Below are 15,261 nucleotides of genomic sequence, written 5' to 3' on the forward strand. Positions count from 1 at the left end.
ACGAGGGAGTACCGAGCCGTACGAGCCGGTCCGGGCCGACGGTAGCAGCTTGCGGTCTAGACCAAGACGTGCGGGGCGGCGCGTCTCAGGCGCCGACCAGGGGCGAGCCCGAGGGGGTGCGCAGCGGCTCGGCGAGTTCGGACAGGGCGCGCTCCAGGCCGTGCAGGTGGGCGAGGGCGGGTTCGGCGGGCGGCTCGGCGGGGGCGGTGATGTGCTCCGAGCCCCTGGTGAGCGCCTCGACGGCCGCCTCGACGCGCCAGCAGGCGGCGGCCAGCCGGGCGTCGTGCGAGGCCTCCGGGTCGGCGGCGACCGCGACCAGGCCGCGGACCTCCCGGGCGCAGTCGTCCAGCAGGGCGAGGACCCGGCGGGCGCGGCGCTTGCGGCCGTGCATCGGGGTGAGCGGGTGCACGAGAGGGGCGACCGAGAGCCGTACCCGGCCGAGGAGCTGTTCCAGTTCGGCCACCCGGGGTGCCGGGTCGGCGGTGGCTGAGCCGGCGAGCCTGGCGGCGGCCTCGGCCGTGCAGGCGTGCACGCAGCGCAGGGCGCGCCGGATCCAGGCGTCGGTGGTGAGGTGGGTGGTGACCGGCAGCACGAACAGCACGGCGAGTACGGCACCGAGGGCGCCCACCGCGGTCTCGGCCAGCCGGAGCGCCAGCAGGCCGGGGGTGAGGACGCCGAGGAGGCCGTAGAGCAGCTCGGCGAGGAAGGTCACCCAGAGCATCATCCAGGTGTTTGCCAGAGTTTCCGCAGGTCAGGGCCATGCAACACGTTCAGGATCAGCAAAAAGTCAGCATCCGCGCGGCATCCTCGCCAGCGGCCCCGGTCGACCGGTGACGGACCCATGTGCTGCCCCCTTTTAGCGCTCGAACTTGCGAGGAGTCAACCACGCAACGGGACCAGTCCAGCCGCGACGCCGCGTTCAGTTCGGCCAGCAGGACCTCGTGCAGCCGCTGCCACACGCCAGCATCATTCCAGTCCCGCAACCGCCGCCAACACGTCATGCCCGACCCGAAGCCGAGGTCCGGCGGCAGGTACCCCACTGGATCCCGGTGTGCAGCACATACAAGATCCCACACAACACGTCCCGGTCCGGCAACGGCCTGCGACCCGGATACCGGAACCTGCACTCGCGCTGCGGCAACAGCGGGTCCAAATGACCCCACAGCTCATCCGACACGATCCACGGCGACGTCCCCACGCCGGACCGAACGCTCAACTCCCGCCCCAGACACGGCAACCAGGAGCGATCCACCTCATTGTGCTAGCTTCCATCAGCCATGATCTCGCTGGCAGGGGCCGGGGGAGACCGGTGCGGCGCCGTGAAGAAGGGCACCCACACGGTCGGGGTCCAGCGCCAGTACACCGGAACGGCCGGACGCAGTGGGATGGCCTGCCGACACACCCCGTGACATCCAGTTGCACGCCGCCGAAGAGCCGGTCCTCTCGGCGCGTCCGTGCCCGGCCGTCGACACGGGAGTCATCCCTATAGCCGGAAGTGTCTTTCATGGCAATGGCTCGCCGTCGGCGATCGCTTAGAGGTGCTCGGTGCTCGACACGAGCCTTCTCGATGGCGTAGTCGGGGCCGCGTGAAGGTCGCCCGGCGGCGGTGCCGGGGTTCCCGGTCGGGATCCTTGTGCCGTCCGCCGCGCTCGGCCCCTTGCCGGCCGGGGTGGGGCTGGAGGTTGGGCGGGCCGAACTCATCCAGGCATAAGGCGACGCCGGGCTCGCCCTCCTCGGGTACGACCTCGAGGTCTTCCAGGTCTTTATGCATGGAAACGACACGCCCTCCTCGCGGAGAAGGACCCGAAGGCCCTCGTGGCTGATGTCGTCGATCACCCCCTCGGCGACCAGGAAATCGGCCAGCTTGGCCGGGCTCCAGGTCGAATATGGCAGACCGTGCTCGGCCGACTTGGACTTGGCGATCTTCTTGATCTCCCGGCGTTCCGGGAGGGTGAACGGCACCTCGGCGATCTTCTCCACGGGCATGCTTGCGCGGACAGCAAGACCATCTGGGCTCGACGCCAGGTCACCACCGATCCGGTGCCTCTGCGGATGATCCGCAACAGGCGTTGCCCTTCGTCGTCATCGATCTCGCGGACGCGTACTTGTTCTGCCACCCAGACAGCCTGGCGACATAGCGCCGTCCGGACCAGCATCCGCATGGCGCGTCACGTTACGACTGGGGTAGAGGGTCTCGCTCGCCCCAGGCCCAGAGAGAAACCCACCCTCACCCAGGACCGCTTGTGCCCGCCGTGTGGCTCACAGTTCGGCGGCTCCGGGGGCGCCACATGTATGCCCTCCACCGGCCCGGGAGAAGAGCCGTTCAAACCTGGGCAGACCGCCGATGTACTCCAGGTACCCCTGGCCTTGGTGGCACCGCCGGGCGGCTCGGGTGGTGGGTACTTGTCCGGGTCGGCGTTCAAGCGGTCGACGATGGTCATGTAACCGATCCGCTCATAGTAGCGCCAGTGCGCGATCTGCGTGACGGTCTCCGCATACGAGCAAATCGTCGATAGCAGCGGCCAACTCGCCTCGCAGGCACTCCCCCGCGGCACCACCGAGGTACGCAACATGTCCGGCATACCGTCGGACACATGCAATCGTCGTGTGGGTTCGCCAGCTGGATCCGCCAGGGGCGTAAAATAACGATAGCCCCTCTCCCATCCTTACTCAGGAGTCCAAGGCCGTGCCTGCTCAGTGAGTGACTCAGCGATGCCTGAAGTCACCGGCCAGGAGCTTCATCTCTTCGCCCCAGATGCCCACGTTGTCGCCCTTGCGGCCGAACTCCTCTCGGGCCAGGCGGTAGAACCCGGCGCCAGGCTCTCCCTTCTCCTTGAGTACGACCATGACGGAGAGCGTCGTCTTGGTGCCGTCTGGGCTCTCCTGGTGGGAGACGTCGGCCAAGAGGTGATCCATCTCCACGCTGTGGGCCGGGACGTTGTGACCCTGCTCCTCCAGGAGGTTGCTCAGCTTCCCGTACTGGATCGGCCAGTCCCCGCTGCGGGCCCGCTCCAGCAGGATTTCCGCCATGGCCTCCTGGGCCGCCTCGTACTCCGATGTCCCTCGCCTCACGGCCTCCCCCTCTACGCCGACGCAGGCGCAAGAGTAGCGAGATCGAGCCGACAAAACGGTTCGCCGGCGGCGTCCGCGGTTCGACCGACACCGCGCGGGAGCTGATCCGACCGCGCGCATTGTCGACCAACGCCCTCTCGAGCGCGAGGTACCGAGATCAGTGGCTCCACAGGAGGACTGGGGAGGGCAGTCCGAAGGGCCGTGGGGAAAGCATGTGGTCGATGACCCTCGGATCAGCCGCGAGCACCGTGACTGCATCGCAAGGTTTTCCCGGGCCGGTCCCTCGGAGAGCTCGAAGCTGCGGCGCTTCCTCGGATCGTCTCGCCGAACAGGGTCTTGAGGCGGCATCGTGACCTCATTCGCCGTCGTCACGGGCCGCCTCTCATCGCAGGCGATCCGGGAGGCCGCCTGTCCTACGCTCCATCCAGGAACTCGAGCCTCCGGTCACACCGCCGAAGCGGCATTCACCAGCCCAGGCTCACCAGAGGCATCCCCGTGCGGGATGTCCTGCTCTGTCCAGATGCATTTGCCGTCATCGAGATACCGGGCGCCCCAGCGCCTGGACAGGGCTGCGACGAGTTGCAAGCCACGTCCACCTTCGTCCGTGTAGGTGGCACGGCGCATGCGCGGGGTCGTGAGGCTGCCGTCGTAAACCTCACATGTCAGCGAGTGGCTGCGCATTAGGCGCATGCGGATTGGGCCCTTGGCGTGCCGAACGACGTTACCGACCAGCTCGCTCACCAACAGCTCCGTGGCGGGTACAAGCTCCTCCAAGCCCCACACGTGGAGGCGCTCCCGAACGTACGCTCTGGCCTGTCCGGCCGCCTGAGGGCCCTCGGGGAGGCCGCAGGAGGCGACATCTCCTGCATCGGTGCATCGGGTGTGGACGATGAGCAGGCCGGCGTCGTCATTTGTCTGCCCAGGGTCGGGCAGCAGAGCCGAGACGACGGTGTCGCACAGATCTTCCAAGCGCCGAACGTCGCTGTCCTCGTCATCGGGGTCGAAGTACGCGGTGTGGGCAGCGGCCTGCGACACGATTTGCCGGAGCTGAGCCAGCCCTTGATCAACATCCCGGGTGGGCGATTCGACGAGGCCGTCGGTGCACAGGACGATAAGGCTCTCGTCGGGCAGGTCCAGCTGGTGCGAGTCGAACGGTGGTTCAGCGGCTCCCAGCGGCGGGTCCGGACTCACGTCGGGAATGCGGACGGTGCCATCGGGGTGGACCACGACGGGCGGGGGGTGACCGGCCAGGGAATAGGTGCAAGTACGTGCGACGGGGTCGAAAACGGCATACAGGCAGGTGGCGTAGCTGTCCTCGCCAAGGTCGCTGACGAGGTCATTGAGATGGATAAAAAGCTCGTCAGGAGGCATTTCGAGGTCGGCGAGGGTGCGAACGGCGGTGCGCAGACGGCCCATCATCGCCGCTTCGGTGATGCCGTGCCCCATGACGTCGCCGATCACCAGGGCGACCCGGTCGGCGGACAGTGGAATCAAGTCGTACCAGTCACCGCCCACATCTTCGTCTCTTCCTGCGGGCAGGTAGCGGGCGGCGGCGCTGGTGGCAGGCAGACGAGGCAGCATCCTGGGCAGCAGACCGCGCTGCAGTTCCTGGGAACGGGCGTGCTCTACGTCGTACAGCCGGGCCCGCTCCAGCGCCTGGCCGACCAGACCACCGAGAGCCGTCAGCAAGGTGCGCTCCTCGTCCCCGAAGGAACGTGGATGGCCGAAGGACACCGTGCACATACCCAAGACGCGTCCGGACACCATCAGGGGCAGGAACGCCCAGGCCTCCTTGGGTGCCAGCTCCCACAAGCCCCTCATCGTCGGATATCGCTGCAAGAACTCCGTACCCGATTCGACGAACCGGGGAACACGGGTGCGCACTACGTCGAGCGCCGGGGCACTGGCGGAGGCCGGAGTGCCGCTGATCGCTTCGAGGAATTCCTGTGGGTAGCCGACGCTGGCGACCACATGTGTTCGCCCGCCCTCCAGCACGATGAACATCAGCCCGTCGGCTCCGAACGGAGCCAGGACATGCTTCGCAAAAACCTCCGCTACGTCCTGTGAGGTGACAGCCTCGGCCAGCGCGACGGTCAGCTCACCCATGCGGACGGAGCGCTCGGCTCCGGACACTGGTCCCGGGCCCGCCGGTATGCCTGGCCCGCCGCCCAGGCGCCCAGCAGCCCACCCCGCCACCGCGCGCAGGAAGGACCATTGCACCTCACCCGGTTCATCAGCCCGTGCGGTGAGTACAGACAGCACTCCGACCAGCCCGTCGACCCCCAGGAGTGGCACTGCCGCCGTGCCAGCCGCCCCGACACCTAGGCTGTCCCCGCCCACCCAGACGAAGTCGCCACCCCGCATGGCCCGCACGGGTGCCACGTCCTGCTCAGCGTGAAGATCTGCCCACGCTTCGGCGTTTAGTGGGGCGAGCCCGCTGACCGACACCAGGCTCAGCCGACCGGTAGAGGGAACCCACCGGTGCATCAAGGCTCCCAGGCCACCAAGGCAAATCGTCGCGTGCTGAAGCACGAGGGGCAGCGCCTCCGTGGTCTCCTTGCCCCACGCTCCCTCGCGCCGCCCCCCTTCGTCCCAGTTCGCCGGGCAGCCGGACGCCACCGGCTGAGGCTGCTCCTCTGCGCGGCTATCCGGGCCAGCATCCTCAGGGGTCACCTCGGCTCCTGCTCACGAAGAAGTCCTCCCGTACACATACAAATGGTATGCACCACCAGGAAAGCTGCCATATCCAACAAGACGCTGACGCTCGCTCGCCGGCTCCTTCGGCCATTGCCTGTCTTACCGGAACAGACGGCGACCTACACAAACGACAGAGCGCACAGGCAGTACGCCTTAGCGCCCCCTGATCGATCAAACAGTTCGAGCAGCAGCCCGCCAGCACGCCGACGCCCGAGGGTCGTGTCATCGACGGTGTGTGGAGCCGGATGCGCTTCGACATCGTCCGGTGACTTTCGGTGGCGCCGGCGAGGCCGGTTGGATCACTCCGGGGCGGGGTCATCCGGGGGTGTCAGGTGGCTCGGCGGAAGTCGACGACGAGCTGGGGGCGGCTGTCCAGCCACTGCTGCCTCGCCGACCCACTACCGTTGCCGCGGCGGTGAGCACGAAGGATGTCGCAAGTAGTTGGCCTGCCCAACAAGGCCGCCGGTAAGGTCGTCCATGTGACAGGGGAAGAGGCGACACGAGGAAAGTCGGGAGCGGCGTCGGGCAGGCAGCAGCGCCGGAGGCACCCTGATGATCCCGGTCGTCAGCGCGACCCGGTGGGCACCCGGCGGGCCATTCTGGCCGCCGCCGGCGCGGAGTTCGCCGCCCACGGTTTCGACGGGGCCCGGGTCGTGCGGATCGCGGAGTCGGCCGGCGTCAGCCATCAGCTGATCACCTACTACTTCGGGGGCAAACGCGGGCTGTACGAGGCGCTGAGCGATCAGTGGCTCGAGGAGTCCATGCGCGTCAGCCAGGCCCGTACCTTCGCGGATGCCGCGCGGCGCTACGTCCACTGGGCGCATGAGGACCCCGCGTGGGTGCACACGCTGACGCGCGAAGAGCCCGGCACGCGCCCGCCCGCAGAGGACGAGCGGGCCGCCGAGCTGTTCAAGCACGTCGAGGAACTCCGCGCCCGGCAGGCGCGCGGTGAATTCCGGAGCGACCTCGACGTGGGGGCCGTGGCCCTCGTCTTCTTCGCCGCCTCGATCGCTCCGGTGGCCATCCCGTGGATCGCCCGTGAACTCGGCCAACAGGACCCAGAATCACCGGAATTCATCGACCACTACGCGGAGCAGGTGGGCCGGATCGTCTCCGCGCTCGCCGAAGCGACAACAGCGACACAGGCGGCACAGGCGGCACAGGACGAGGGCTCGCCGGTGGACGGCGAGCCCCAGGACTGACGACCACCGGATCCTCGACCGGATCCCAGGGTTCCGGGAGTCCGTGCGCCGCTCAGCCGGGCGGCAGCCGCCGGGCCATCTGGAGGTGCGCCAGCTGCCAGCCGCCCGACGGGGAGCGCACCCAGACCCGGGTGACGGCGGCCTGGATGACGAACGGGGTCAGCTCGGGCACGAAGGCGACCCGCATCTCCTGGAGACAGGAGACCACGGCCGTGGTGCCGAAGCTCTGGACGGTCACGTCATGGGTGTCCACCTGACTGGTACGGCCCAGGCGTGCCGCGTACCGCAACCAGTCGTCGACGCCGTGGATGTGGCCCACCGCCGAGTGCACGATCACGCAGTCGGGATGCATCAGGTCGCGGAGCACCGGTTCCGGGTCCGGGAGGGTCTGTGCGGCGAGCCAGGCGGCCTCGGCCTCCTCGACCGTTACGGGAGCGGAGGCGGGGACGGGGGCAGCGGCGGCGAGGTCTTTCGCCACGGTCGATGAGGTGGTCACAGCTCCAGCTCCAGGATCGGGGACTTCGACCGGGACGAGCATGGGGTGAACAGACCCTCCCCGCGCTCCTCGTCGGTCAGGACGTCGTCCCGGTGGTCGGGCTCACCGGCGCGCACCCGCACGATGCATTCGCCGCAGATGCCCTGTCCACACGAGTTCGGCGCCTCGACCCCGTTCGCCAGCAGGACGTCCAGGACGCTCTGGTCCTCGGGAACGGGGTACTCCGCTCCCGTGGAGGACAGGCGCACGGTGAATCTGCCCTCCCCTCCCCCGCCGGGCTCGGCCGCGACTGCGGGCGAGGCACTGAAGCGCTCCTTGTGCAGGGCGGACGTGGGCCATCCGAGCTCGGCCGCCCGCCCCAGCGCGTAGTCCATGAACCCGCCGGGACCGCAGACGTAGACCGCGGTCCCGGGAGCGGGGCTCCCCAAGTCGCCTCCCAGATCCAGGCGTTGCTCCGGGGGCTCGTCGTCGAAGTGGAGGGTGACCCGCGGGTGGTTCTCCAGGTCGGCGAGGAACGCGGCCTCGCTCCGGCTGCGGGCGCAGTAGTGCAGGTGGTAGTCGCCCCCGGTGGCGTCGAGGCTCTGGGCCATCGACAGCAGCGGGGTGATGCCGATGCCGCCCGCGAGAAGCACGTGCCGGCGCGCGGACGTCAGGCCGAAGCGGTTGCGCGGTGCGGCGATGCGCAGCGTGTCGCCCTCGGCGAGGGCGTGCATGGCGCGTGAACCGCCGCGCGAGGCGGGCTCGTCGAGGACCGCGAGCCGGTACTGCTTGCGGACGCCCGGTGGTCCGCACAGGGAGTACTGCCGGATCAGTCCCGCCGCGCCGACCTGTACGTCGATGTGGGCGCCCGGCTCGTACTCCCACAGTTCGTCGCCGTCGGCCCGGGCGAGGTCGAAGACCGCGATTCTCGGCGTGGCGTCGTACCGGGCCACGACGACCGCGTCCGTCCAGGTGGTGCTCACGTTTCGGTCACGCCCCTGCCGCCGTGGGCGCTGCCGCCCGGTCCGTCCCCGTGGGCGCCTCCGGCCGGGTGACGAGGCCGGCCTCCACACGGCGGACCGGCTCGCCGGGGGTGGCGACGCCGAGCGGGGTGCGTCCGGCCTCGACGTCGTCCAGCATCGTGCGCAGCATGCGCCGGAGCATGACGACGCCCTTGTCGGACGGCGCCAGGGTCTCTTCGGAGTGCTGGGTGATGGGGCCCTGTGACCACTGGGCCTCGTAGTCGCCGGGAAAGCGCTGTTTCTCTTCGTCGCTCAGCTGCCAGCCGTCCTTGCCGTTCTGCTTGATGCCGAACATGAAGGACGTGGCCCGCTCGGGGTCGGCGGAACGGATGGAGAAGACCAGCCGGTGGTGGGTGTCGTCGGCTGGGACGACCCAGATCAGCATGTCGTTGCGGACGTCGGGGGTCGAGCGGATGAAGTCGGGCAGGGCGATGATGTTGGGCAGCATGCACTCCACCGACCACTCCAGGTCGACGGGTGCGCCACCGTCGCCCTTGGTGTCCTGGTAGCGCCAGACGTACTTCACGCCGTTGTCGGTGCGGTGGTAGGTGGTGCGCTCGGCGGCGGTGCGGTGGTTGTAGTAGTGCTCGGGGAAGCCGGTCGTGCCGGTGCCCTGGAACTGGAACCCGCTGTGGTTGGAGTGCAGCCACGCGGCGTGCACGGGGTCGACGGCGTTCTCGAACAGCTGGAGCCAGTTGTAGTCCTGCTCCAGGCCGATGACCTCGGCGCCGGGCACCATCCAGCTGGTGTGATAGCTCTCGCCCTCGCCCAGGGGTTCGAGGCTGTCGTAGCGCGGCAGCGGGGGCTTGATCTCGGGCGGGCCCATGTAGACGAAGACCAGGCCGTAGGCCTCCTCCACCGGATACCACGGCTGACGTGCGAGATTGCGGCGCTTGCCGCCGTCGAGTTCGCAGGCCTGGTCCAGGCAGTGGCCCTGCACGTCGAACTTCCAGCCGTGGTAGCAGCAGCGGATGCCGTCCTCCTCGACACGGCCGTAGAAGAGGCTGCTGCCGCGGTGCGCGCACCGCTCGAAGACGACGCCGGGGCGGCCCTGGCCGTCCCGGAAGACGATCAGGTTCTCGCCCAGCAGGCGCACTCGGTGCGGAACGTCGCTGGTCAGGGCGGTGGAGCTGGCGATCGGCTGCCAATGGCGGCGCAGCGCCTCGCCCATCGGGGTGCCGGGGCCGACCTCGGTCAGGCGGGCGTCGTGGGAGGAGGGCTTACGGCCGTAGCCGGTTCCCGTGTCGGGCACGGTCATGTCGGTCATGTGGACCATCTCCTCGGCATTGAGGCAGTGGGGACGCGTGTACGAGGGCCGTTCGAGGGGTCGGACAGCCCGCGGTCGAGGCTGCTTCGCGCTGTCGCGAGGCGCTGCGGCGCAAGCGTGCGGCGGCTCTCCGGCACGCTCCGACAAGGGACGGACAGGCACGGCCAGCGGTGTGCGCCCCTGAGGCGTTCATGCCGTTGTACGGCCCTGATGAAAAACTGTCAATGGCTCCGACCTGGTTTGATGAATTACTTGCAGACCCCTGTCGAATCGCCGGACGCTCTTGTTACGGTGACCCGGCACCGAGGTGGCGCCCCGCTCGCGGACTTGGCCGCACCTCGCGACAACACCTGAGAACGTGCCGAGCCGGCGACCGCCTCCCCGCGATTTTCCGCAGCTCCTCCAGCGCGCGTTCGCTCCAGAGCCGAAGGAGACGAGATGTCCGGACCCAGCGCAGGACCCTCCGTATGAGCGCCGGGCACAGCGCCGAGTACGACTACGTCGTCGTCGGCGCGGGTACGGCCGGCTGCGTCCTCGCCGCGCGCCTGTCCGCGGACACCGGGACACGGGTGCTGCTGATCGAGGCCGGCCCGCCCGCGGACCGCGGTCTGCTCGTTCAACTCCCCCTCGGGGTCGGCCTGCTGTCGGGACGCAAGGACATCGGCTGGGGTTACGAGTCGGAGCCCGAGCCGGGCCTGAACGGCAGGCATATCCCGGTCCCGCGGGGCCGGCTGGTCGGCGGCACCGGATCGATCAACGGCTCGACCCATGTCCGCGCACACCGCCTCGACTACGACGACTGGGTCAAGTCCGGTGCGACGGGCTGGGGTTGGGATGACCTGCTGCCCTACTTCCGCCGCTCGGAGAGCAGTTGGCGCGGGGACACCGAGCACCACGGCGGGTATGGACCCGTCACTGTGTCGACCACGGTCCGGCGAGGTCCCTTCGGCCGCCGTCTGGACCGCGCCGCCCGATCGCTGGGCATCGAGTTCCCCGACGACACCCAGAGCGGGGACCCCACCGGAGCAGGCCAGGTCGAGAACGCCATCCACCGTGGGCGACGACACAGCACCGCCGCCGCGTACCTGCGCCCCGCGCTGCGGCGACGCCCCGGCCTCGCCCTGCTCACCGGGGTGCTGGCGGACACGCTCGTGCTCGACCAGGGACGCGTGACGGGCGTCCGTGTCGTGGAGGGCGGACAGATCCGGGTGATCCGGGCGGCCCGCGAGGTCGTGGTCTGCGCGGGTGTCTACAACTCGCCGCAGCTGCTGATGCGTTCGGGCATCGGACCGGCGGATCACCTGCGCGAGCACGGCATCGAACCGGTGGCGGACCTGGCCGGCGTCGGCGCCAACCTCCAGGACCACCCGGCGGCTCCCGTGCTGTTCGACGTCAAGGATCCGGTGACCTTCCACGAGCACCTGCGCGCCGACCGCGCGGCGGTGGGCGCGCTCCGCTGGCTGCTCACGGGCAACGGTCCGCTGGCCGGGATGCCCGAGTTCCTCTCCGCGTACATTCGCACCCGCCCCGACCTGGACCGTCCCGACGGGTTCCTCGGCATCCTGGCCGGCGGTTTCGACGCCCGGCCGTGGTTCCCCGGCATCCGGCCGCTGAAGGACCGGCACTGCGTGGCCCTCAACGCCGTCGCGACCCCCCGCAGCCGCGGTGAGGTCAGGCTGGGCTCCGCCGACCCGGCCGCCCCGCCGCGGATCACGTTCAACCTGCTCACCGAGCCGGAGGACGTCGCCGCGCTGCGGGAGACCGTGCGCACCACGCTGGCCCTCCTGCGCAGCCCCGAGGTCGCCCCGATGATCAAGGCGGAGCTCGCACCGGGCCCCGACGTGCGCACCGACGCCGACTTCGAGCGCTATCTGCGCGAGACCGGTTACTCCGCCAACCACGCCTGCGGCACGTGCGCGATCGGAACCTCCGAGACCGCGGTCGTCGACCCCGAGCTGCGGGTGCGCGGCATCGACGGACTGCGTGTCGTCGACGCGTCGGTGCTGCCGACCGTGCCCGGCGCGAACATCAACGCCACCGTCATCGCCGTGGCGGAGAAGGCTTCGGACCTGATCCGCGGGATCCCGGCAGCCTCCAGTGCCCCACTCCAGGAGAGGACCGCGGGATGAGGGAACCGCTGTCGTACGCCATCGCGCACAAGGCGGCCGAGGCGGCGCTGGACGCGGCCCGGGCCGAGGGGGCGCGGATCTGCGTGGCGGTCGTCAACCGCAGCGGCATCACCAAGGTACTGCTGAGCGACGACGGAGTCGGCCCCATCGGGATCGAGACCGCTCGCCGCAAGGCCTACACCGCCGCCGTCACCGGTGTGCCGACCTCGAAGTTCGCCGCTTTCGCCGCGTCACCCGCGATGGCGGTCGCGCCCGTGCACCACGTCGACGCCGACCTCCTGGCCGTACCGGGCGGGTTGCCCATCACCGTGGACGACGGCGAGGTCATCGGCGCCGTCGGCGTCGGCGGAGCCGACGCCGAGACCGACGAACGAGTCGCCTCCCGCGCCCTGGAAGGCCTGAAGGACCTGATCGCGTGAGCGCCTCTGCCACCCGTGACACCAAAGGAGAACGACCGTGATCGAGGACTTCCTCGTCGTCGAGGGCGTGGCCCACAACTACAACTTCCGGCCCGAGAACTGCGTCAACCCGCACATCGGAGCGGCCATCGGCGAGCACCTCTACGACCTGCACAAGCGGGTCAGCGGCCCCGAATACACCCTCGAACGCTCCACCTACATGCAGGGCGCGGGCGCGGACATCATCGGCCGGGCCCTGCTCGCGGAGAGCCAGACAGACGTGATCGCCTACCACGAGACGCCCATCTACGGCCATTTCCGGGACGGGGGCTCGGCGCTCGGCTTCGGCCTTGAGATGCGCGAGAAGTGGCCGGAGCGCGTGCTGATCTACGGCGCGGTGTCCCCGCTGCGCCCCGGCGCCCTGGACCGGGTGGACAAGCTGGTGGAGGAGCACCGGGTCAACGCCCTCAAGCTCTATCCGATCGACGTCGTCGAGGGCCGGGCGACCGCGCTGGACATGGGGGACCCGGAGATCTGCTTCCCGCTGTTCGAGCGGGCCCGGCAGCACGGTCTGAAGGTCGTGGCCATCCACAAGGCCCTCCCGGTCGGGCCCGGGCCGACCTCCGCCCTCGGCATGGGCGACGTGGAAGCCGCCGCGCTGGCCTTCCCCGACCTCACCTTCGAAGTCGTCCACGGCGGCATGGCCTTCGTCGAGGAGACGGCCCTTCAGCTGGAGTCCTTCCGCAACATATGGGTCAACCTGGAGGCCACGTCGTTCATGGCGGTCTACGCGCCCCGCCGCTTCGCCCAGGCAATGGGTGCCTTCCTACAGGCCGGTGCCGCCGAGCGGATCATCTGGGCGACCGGCTGCGACGCCGTCCACCCCCGGCCGGCGATCGAGGCGTTCTGGAACTTCGAGATGCCCCGTGACCTGATCGAGGAGTACGGGCTGCCCGAGCTCACCAAGGAAATCAAGGCCGGCATCCTCGGCCGCAACTTCCTGCGGATGCACGGCATCGACGAGAAGGACCTCCGCGAGCGCATCCGCGGCGACGAGTTCGACACCACCGAACTCCAGGAGCCGTGGGGCGGACGCGTAGCCCCGGTCGACGACGCGTTGGCCGGTGCCCGATGACGGTCACGGAAACCCAGGTCCGCGCGACGCTCAACGAGATCCTCGATCCGTGCAGCATCACCGCGGGAGTCCCCGCCGGACTCGACGACATGGGACTCGTCGGTGATATTCGCGTTCAGGACGACGGCGCCGGCGGTCAGCGTATCGCGGTCACCGTCGGCGTGACCGAGCCGAGCTGCGTGCTCATCGGCTCGTTCGCGACCGAGGCCCAGGTCCGGCTCACGGCTCTGCCCGGTGTCTCCGCGGTGGACGTGCGGCTGGCGGACGACTTCGACTGGACCCCGGACAGGCTCGCACCGCACTACCGGCAACGGCTCGACGTACATCGTGAACACAAGCGTCGTGCCCTCCCCCTTATCGCCATGACCAGGACAGGACCAGCCGTTGACCAGTGAGACCTCACAGCAGCCGCACACCTTCGACCCGACGGCCGTGGCGGCGAACAACGCCGCGGTCATGGGCCGCTTCATGGAAGGGCTCAGCCGGGCACCGCTCCCGCCCGAGAGGGTCGACCCGACTTCCGTCCGGGTGGTACGCGACATCGGCTACGGCTCGGCACCGGGCACGGACCTGCGGATGGATCTGTACCTGCCGACGTCGCCCGCGTCGGCGCCCACCCCCGTGATCATATGGCTGCCGGGTGGCGGCTGGCGGCATCAACGCCGGGGCTACGGGCCCCGCTTGACCCGGCTCTTCGCCGAACGCGGATACGCCATGGCGGACATCGAATACCGCTCCTCCGAGGTCGCCGTTTGGCCCGCGCAAATGCACGACGTCCAGGACGCGTTGGGCCGCCTGCACGACCTCGCGGACACCTACGGCCTGGCCCAGGCGTCGATCGGCCTGTGGGGCAGCTCGTCCGGCGCGCACCTCGCACTGCTCACGGCCTTCGCCACCGACGCCGACGGTTCCCCCGCGGTGCCCGGCGTACGTGCGGTGGTGGCGGGCTATCCCCCGACCGACCTGCTCCGGCTCAATGAGGACGCGCTGCCCGGTGGAATGCTGGGCGTGGATCCCTCTGATCCGGCGTGGGGCCTGCTGGGCGGCCGGCCGTCGGACCGGGCCGCCGCCGCAGTCGAGGCCAGCCCGGCCCGGCAGGCCCACCCGCGGGTGCCGCCCGTCCTGCTCCTGCACGGCGACGCCGACCTGCTCATCGGCCCGGCCCAGAGCCGCCGCCTCCACGACACCCTGGTCGCCGCGGGCGCCGAGTCCCATCTGCTGCTGGTGCACGGCGCCGACCACGGCCTCCTCAACACCGGCGCCTGGGAACTGAACCCCATGACGGCCACGGTACGGTCCTCACGCTTCCCGGACGCCGAGGGCTCCGCGCGGCTGACCCCCCAGCTGATCGAGCGGTTCTTCGACCGCCACCTGCGAACGGACCCCTGGAACACCTGACCCACCACGGCGCTACGACGACATCGGCCGCGCTCCGCTGCCACCTCGGTGACTCACCTCTCACGGCATCGTGCGCCTCATCGTCACTCCAGGCGTCCTGTGCCGACCTGGTGGACCTGGACGATGGTCGTCGTCGCGACCGTGGCCATGACCGGTCCGAAGTTGCGGGCGGTCTTGCGGTGGACTAGGTTGCCCAGCGTGTCCGCGGTGTGCGCGCCGATCAACGCGTAATCACCCTTGATGGGGTACTCCAGCAGGTACTTCCGGCCGTCGATCTCCCGCTCCTCCTTGCCCTCGGCCAGCGGTGTGCCGACCGCGGCGATCTCCACCCGACTCACTGGCCCGCCCCCGTCGTGTCGCAGTTCTCGAGTACGACCGAGGCCCTGACGGGTGAGTCGATCGCGAGGGTCGCGGCAGCCTCCGTCGATGATGTCAACCGTGCGGTGGACGCGGCGGCGGCCGCGCT

At 69.7% G+C, this 15,261-nt stretch carries 11 protein-coding genes and 4 pseudogenes; 6 read left to right on the plus strand and 9 right to left on the minus strand.

All coding sequences use genetic code 11. The features are described from left to right. Positions 1–85 precede the first annotated feature (85 nt). From ACFWPS_RS40055 to ACFWPS_RS40075, 5 genes and pseudogenes are all read right to left on the minus strand, one after another. A pseudogene (locus ACFWPS_RS40055) lies at positions 86–730 on the minus strand (FUSC family protein); the annotation flags it as partial. Positions 731–813: 83 nt separating this feature from the next. Beyond that, a pseudogene (locus ACFWPS_RS40060) lies at positions 814–1,237 on the minus strand (transposase); the annotation flags it as partial. A gap of 330 nt (positions 1,238–1,567) precedes the next feature. Continuing rightward, positions 1,568–2,117: pseudogene (locus tag ACFWPS_RS40065) on the minus strand (IS630 family transposase); the annotation flags it as partial. A 589-nt stretch (positions 2,118–2,706) separates the two neighbouring features. Beyond that, positions 2,707–3,072, minus strand: a complete 366-nt coding sequence (locus tag ACFWPS_RS40070; protein WP_383715070.1) for a hypothetical protein — start codon at positions 3,070–3,072, stop codon at positions 2,707–2,709. Positions 3,073–3,516: 444 nt separating this feature from the next. Continuing rightward, complete coding sequence (locus ACFWPS_RS40075; RefSeq protein WP_383715072.1) at positions 3,517–5,178, minus strand: SpoIIE family protein phosphatase; 1,662 nt, start codon at positions 5,176–5,178, stop codon at positions 3,517–3,519. Positions 5,179–6,197: 1,019 nt separating this feature from the next. Between ACFWPS_RS40075 and ACFWPS_RS40080 the strand changes: the two genes are divergently transcribed. Next, complete coding sequence (locus ACFWPS_RS40080) at positions 6,198–6,971, plus strand: TetR/AcrR family transcriptional regulator (protein WP_383715075.1); 774 nt, start codon at positions 6,198–6,200, stop codon at positions 6,969–6,971. Positions 6,972–7,023: 52 nt separating this feature from the next. Here the strand turns inward: ACFWPS_RS40080 and ACFWPS_RS40085 are convergent, their stop codons facing one another. Genes ACFWPS_RS40085 through ACFWPS_RS40095 form a run of 3 tightly spaced genes read right to left on the minus strand, consistent with a single transcriptional unit; the run spans position 7,024 to position 9,735 of the window. Further along, positions 7,024–7,467 carry a YybH family protein gene (locus ACFWPS_RS40085; protein WP_383715078.1) on the minus strand — a complete coding sequence of 148 codons (444 nt, stop codon included), beginning with the start codon at positions 7,465–7,467 and terminating at the stop codon, positions 7,024–7,026. Next, entirely contained in the window at positions 7,464–8,429 is a 966-nt protein-coding gene (locus ACFWPS_RS40090) for a PDR/VanB family oxidoreductase (protein ID WP_383715081.1), read from the minus strand. The genes ACFWPS_RS40085 and ACFWPS_RS40090 overlap by 4 nt, the downstream gene beginning before the upstream one ends. Before the next feature lie 7 nt (positions 8,430–8,436). Continuing rightward, positions 8,437–9,735, minus strand: a complete 1,299-nt coding sequence (locus ACFWPS_RS40095) for a Rieske 2Fe-2S domain-containing protein (RefSeq protein WP_383715083.1) — start codon at positions 9,733–9,735, stop codon at positions 8,437–8,439. A gap of 467 nt (positions 9,736–10,202) precedes the next feature. Here ACFWPS_RS40095 and ACFWPS_RS40100 point away from each other — a divergent pair, with 467 nt between their 5' ends. The 5 genes from ACFWPS_RS40100 to ACFWPS_RS40120 are packed head-to-tail and all read left to right on the plus strand — an operon-like array spanning position 10,203 to position 14,795. Continuing rightward, entirely contained in the window at positions 10,203–11,864 is a 1,662-nt protein-coding gene (locus ACFWPS_RS40100; RefSeq protein ID WP_383715086.1) for a GMC family oxidoreductase, read from the plus strand. After that, on the plus strand, positions 11,861–12,283 hold the full coding sequence (locus tag ACFWPS_RS40105; RefSeq protein ID WP_383715088.1) for a heme-binding protein: 423 nt from the start codon (positions 11,861–11,863) through the stop codon (positions 12,281–12,283). The genes ACFWPS_RS40100 and ACFWPS_RS40105 overlap by 4 nt, the downstream gene beginning before the upstream one ends. A gap of 37 nt (positions 12,284–12,320) precedes the next feature. Continuing rightward, entirely contained in the window at positions 12,321–13,397 is a 1,077-nt protein-coding gene (locus ACFWPS_RS40110) for an amidohydrolase family protein (RefSeq protein ID WP_383715091.1), read from the plus strand. After that, positions 13,394–13,792, plus strand: a complete 399-nt coding sequence (locus ACFWPS_RS40115) for a metal-sulfur cluster assembly factor (protein WP_383715094.1) — start codon at positions 13,394–13,396, stop codon at positions 13,790–13,792. Before ACFWPS_RS40110 ends, ACFWPS_RS40115 begins: the two co-directional genes overlap by 4 nt. Then, on the plus strand, positions 13,782–14,795 hold the full coding sequence (locus tag ACFWPS_RS40120; protein WP_383715097.1) for an alpha/beta hydrolase fold domain-containing protein: 1,014 nt from the start codon (positions 13,782–13,784) through the stop codon (positions 14,793–14,795). The genes ACFWPS_RS40115 and ACFWPS_RS40120 overlap by 11 nt, the downstream gene beginning before the upstream one ends. Before the next feature lie 83 nt (positions 14,796–14,878). Here ACFWPS_RS40120 and ACFWPS_RS40125 read toward each other — a convergent pair. Next, a pseudogene (locus tag ACFWPS_RS40125) lies at positions 14,879–15,115 on the minus strand (CoA-transferase); the annotation flags it as partial. Positions 15,116–15,261 lie beyond the last annotated feature (146 nt).

Source organism: Streptomyces sp. NPDC058457, from assembly GCF_042720695.1.
Taxonomy (GTDB): Bacteria; Actinomycetota; Actinomycetes; order Streptomycetales; family Streptomycetaceae; genus Streptomyces.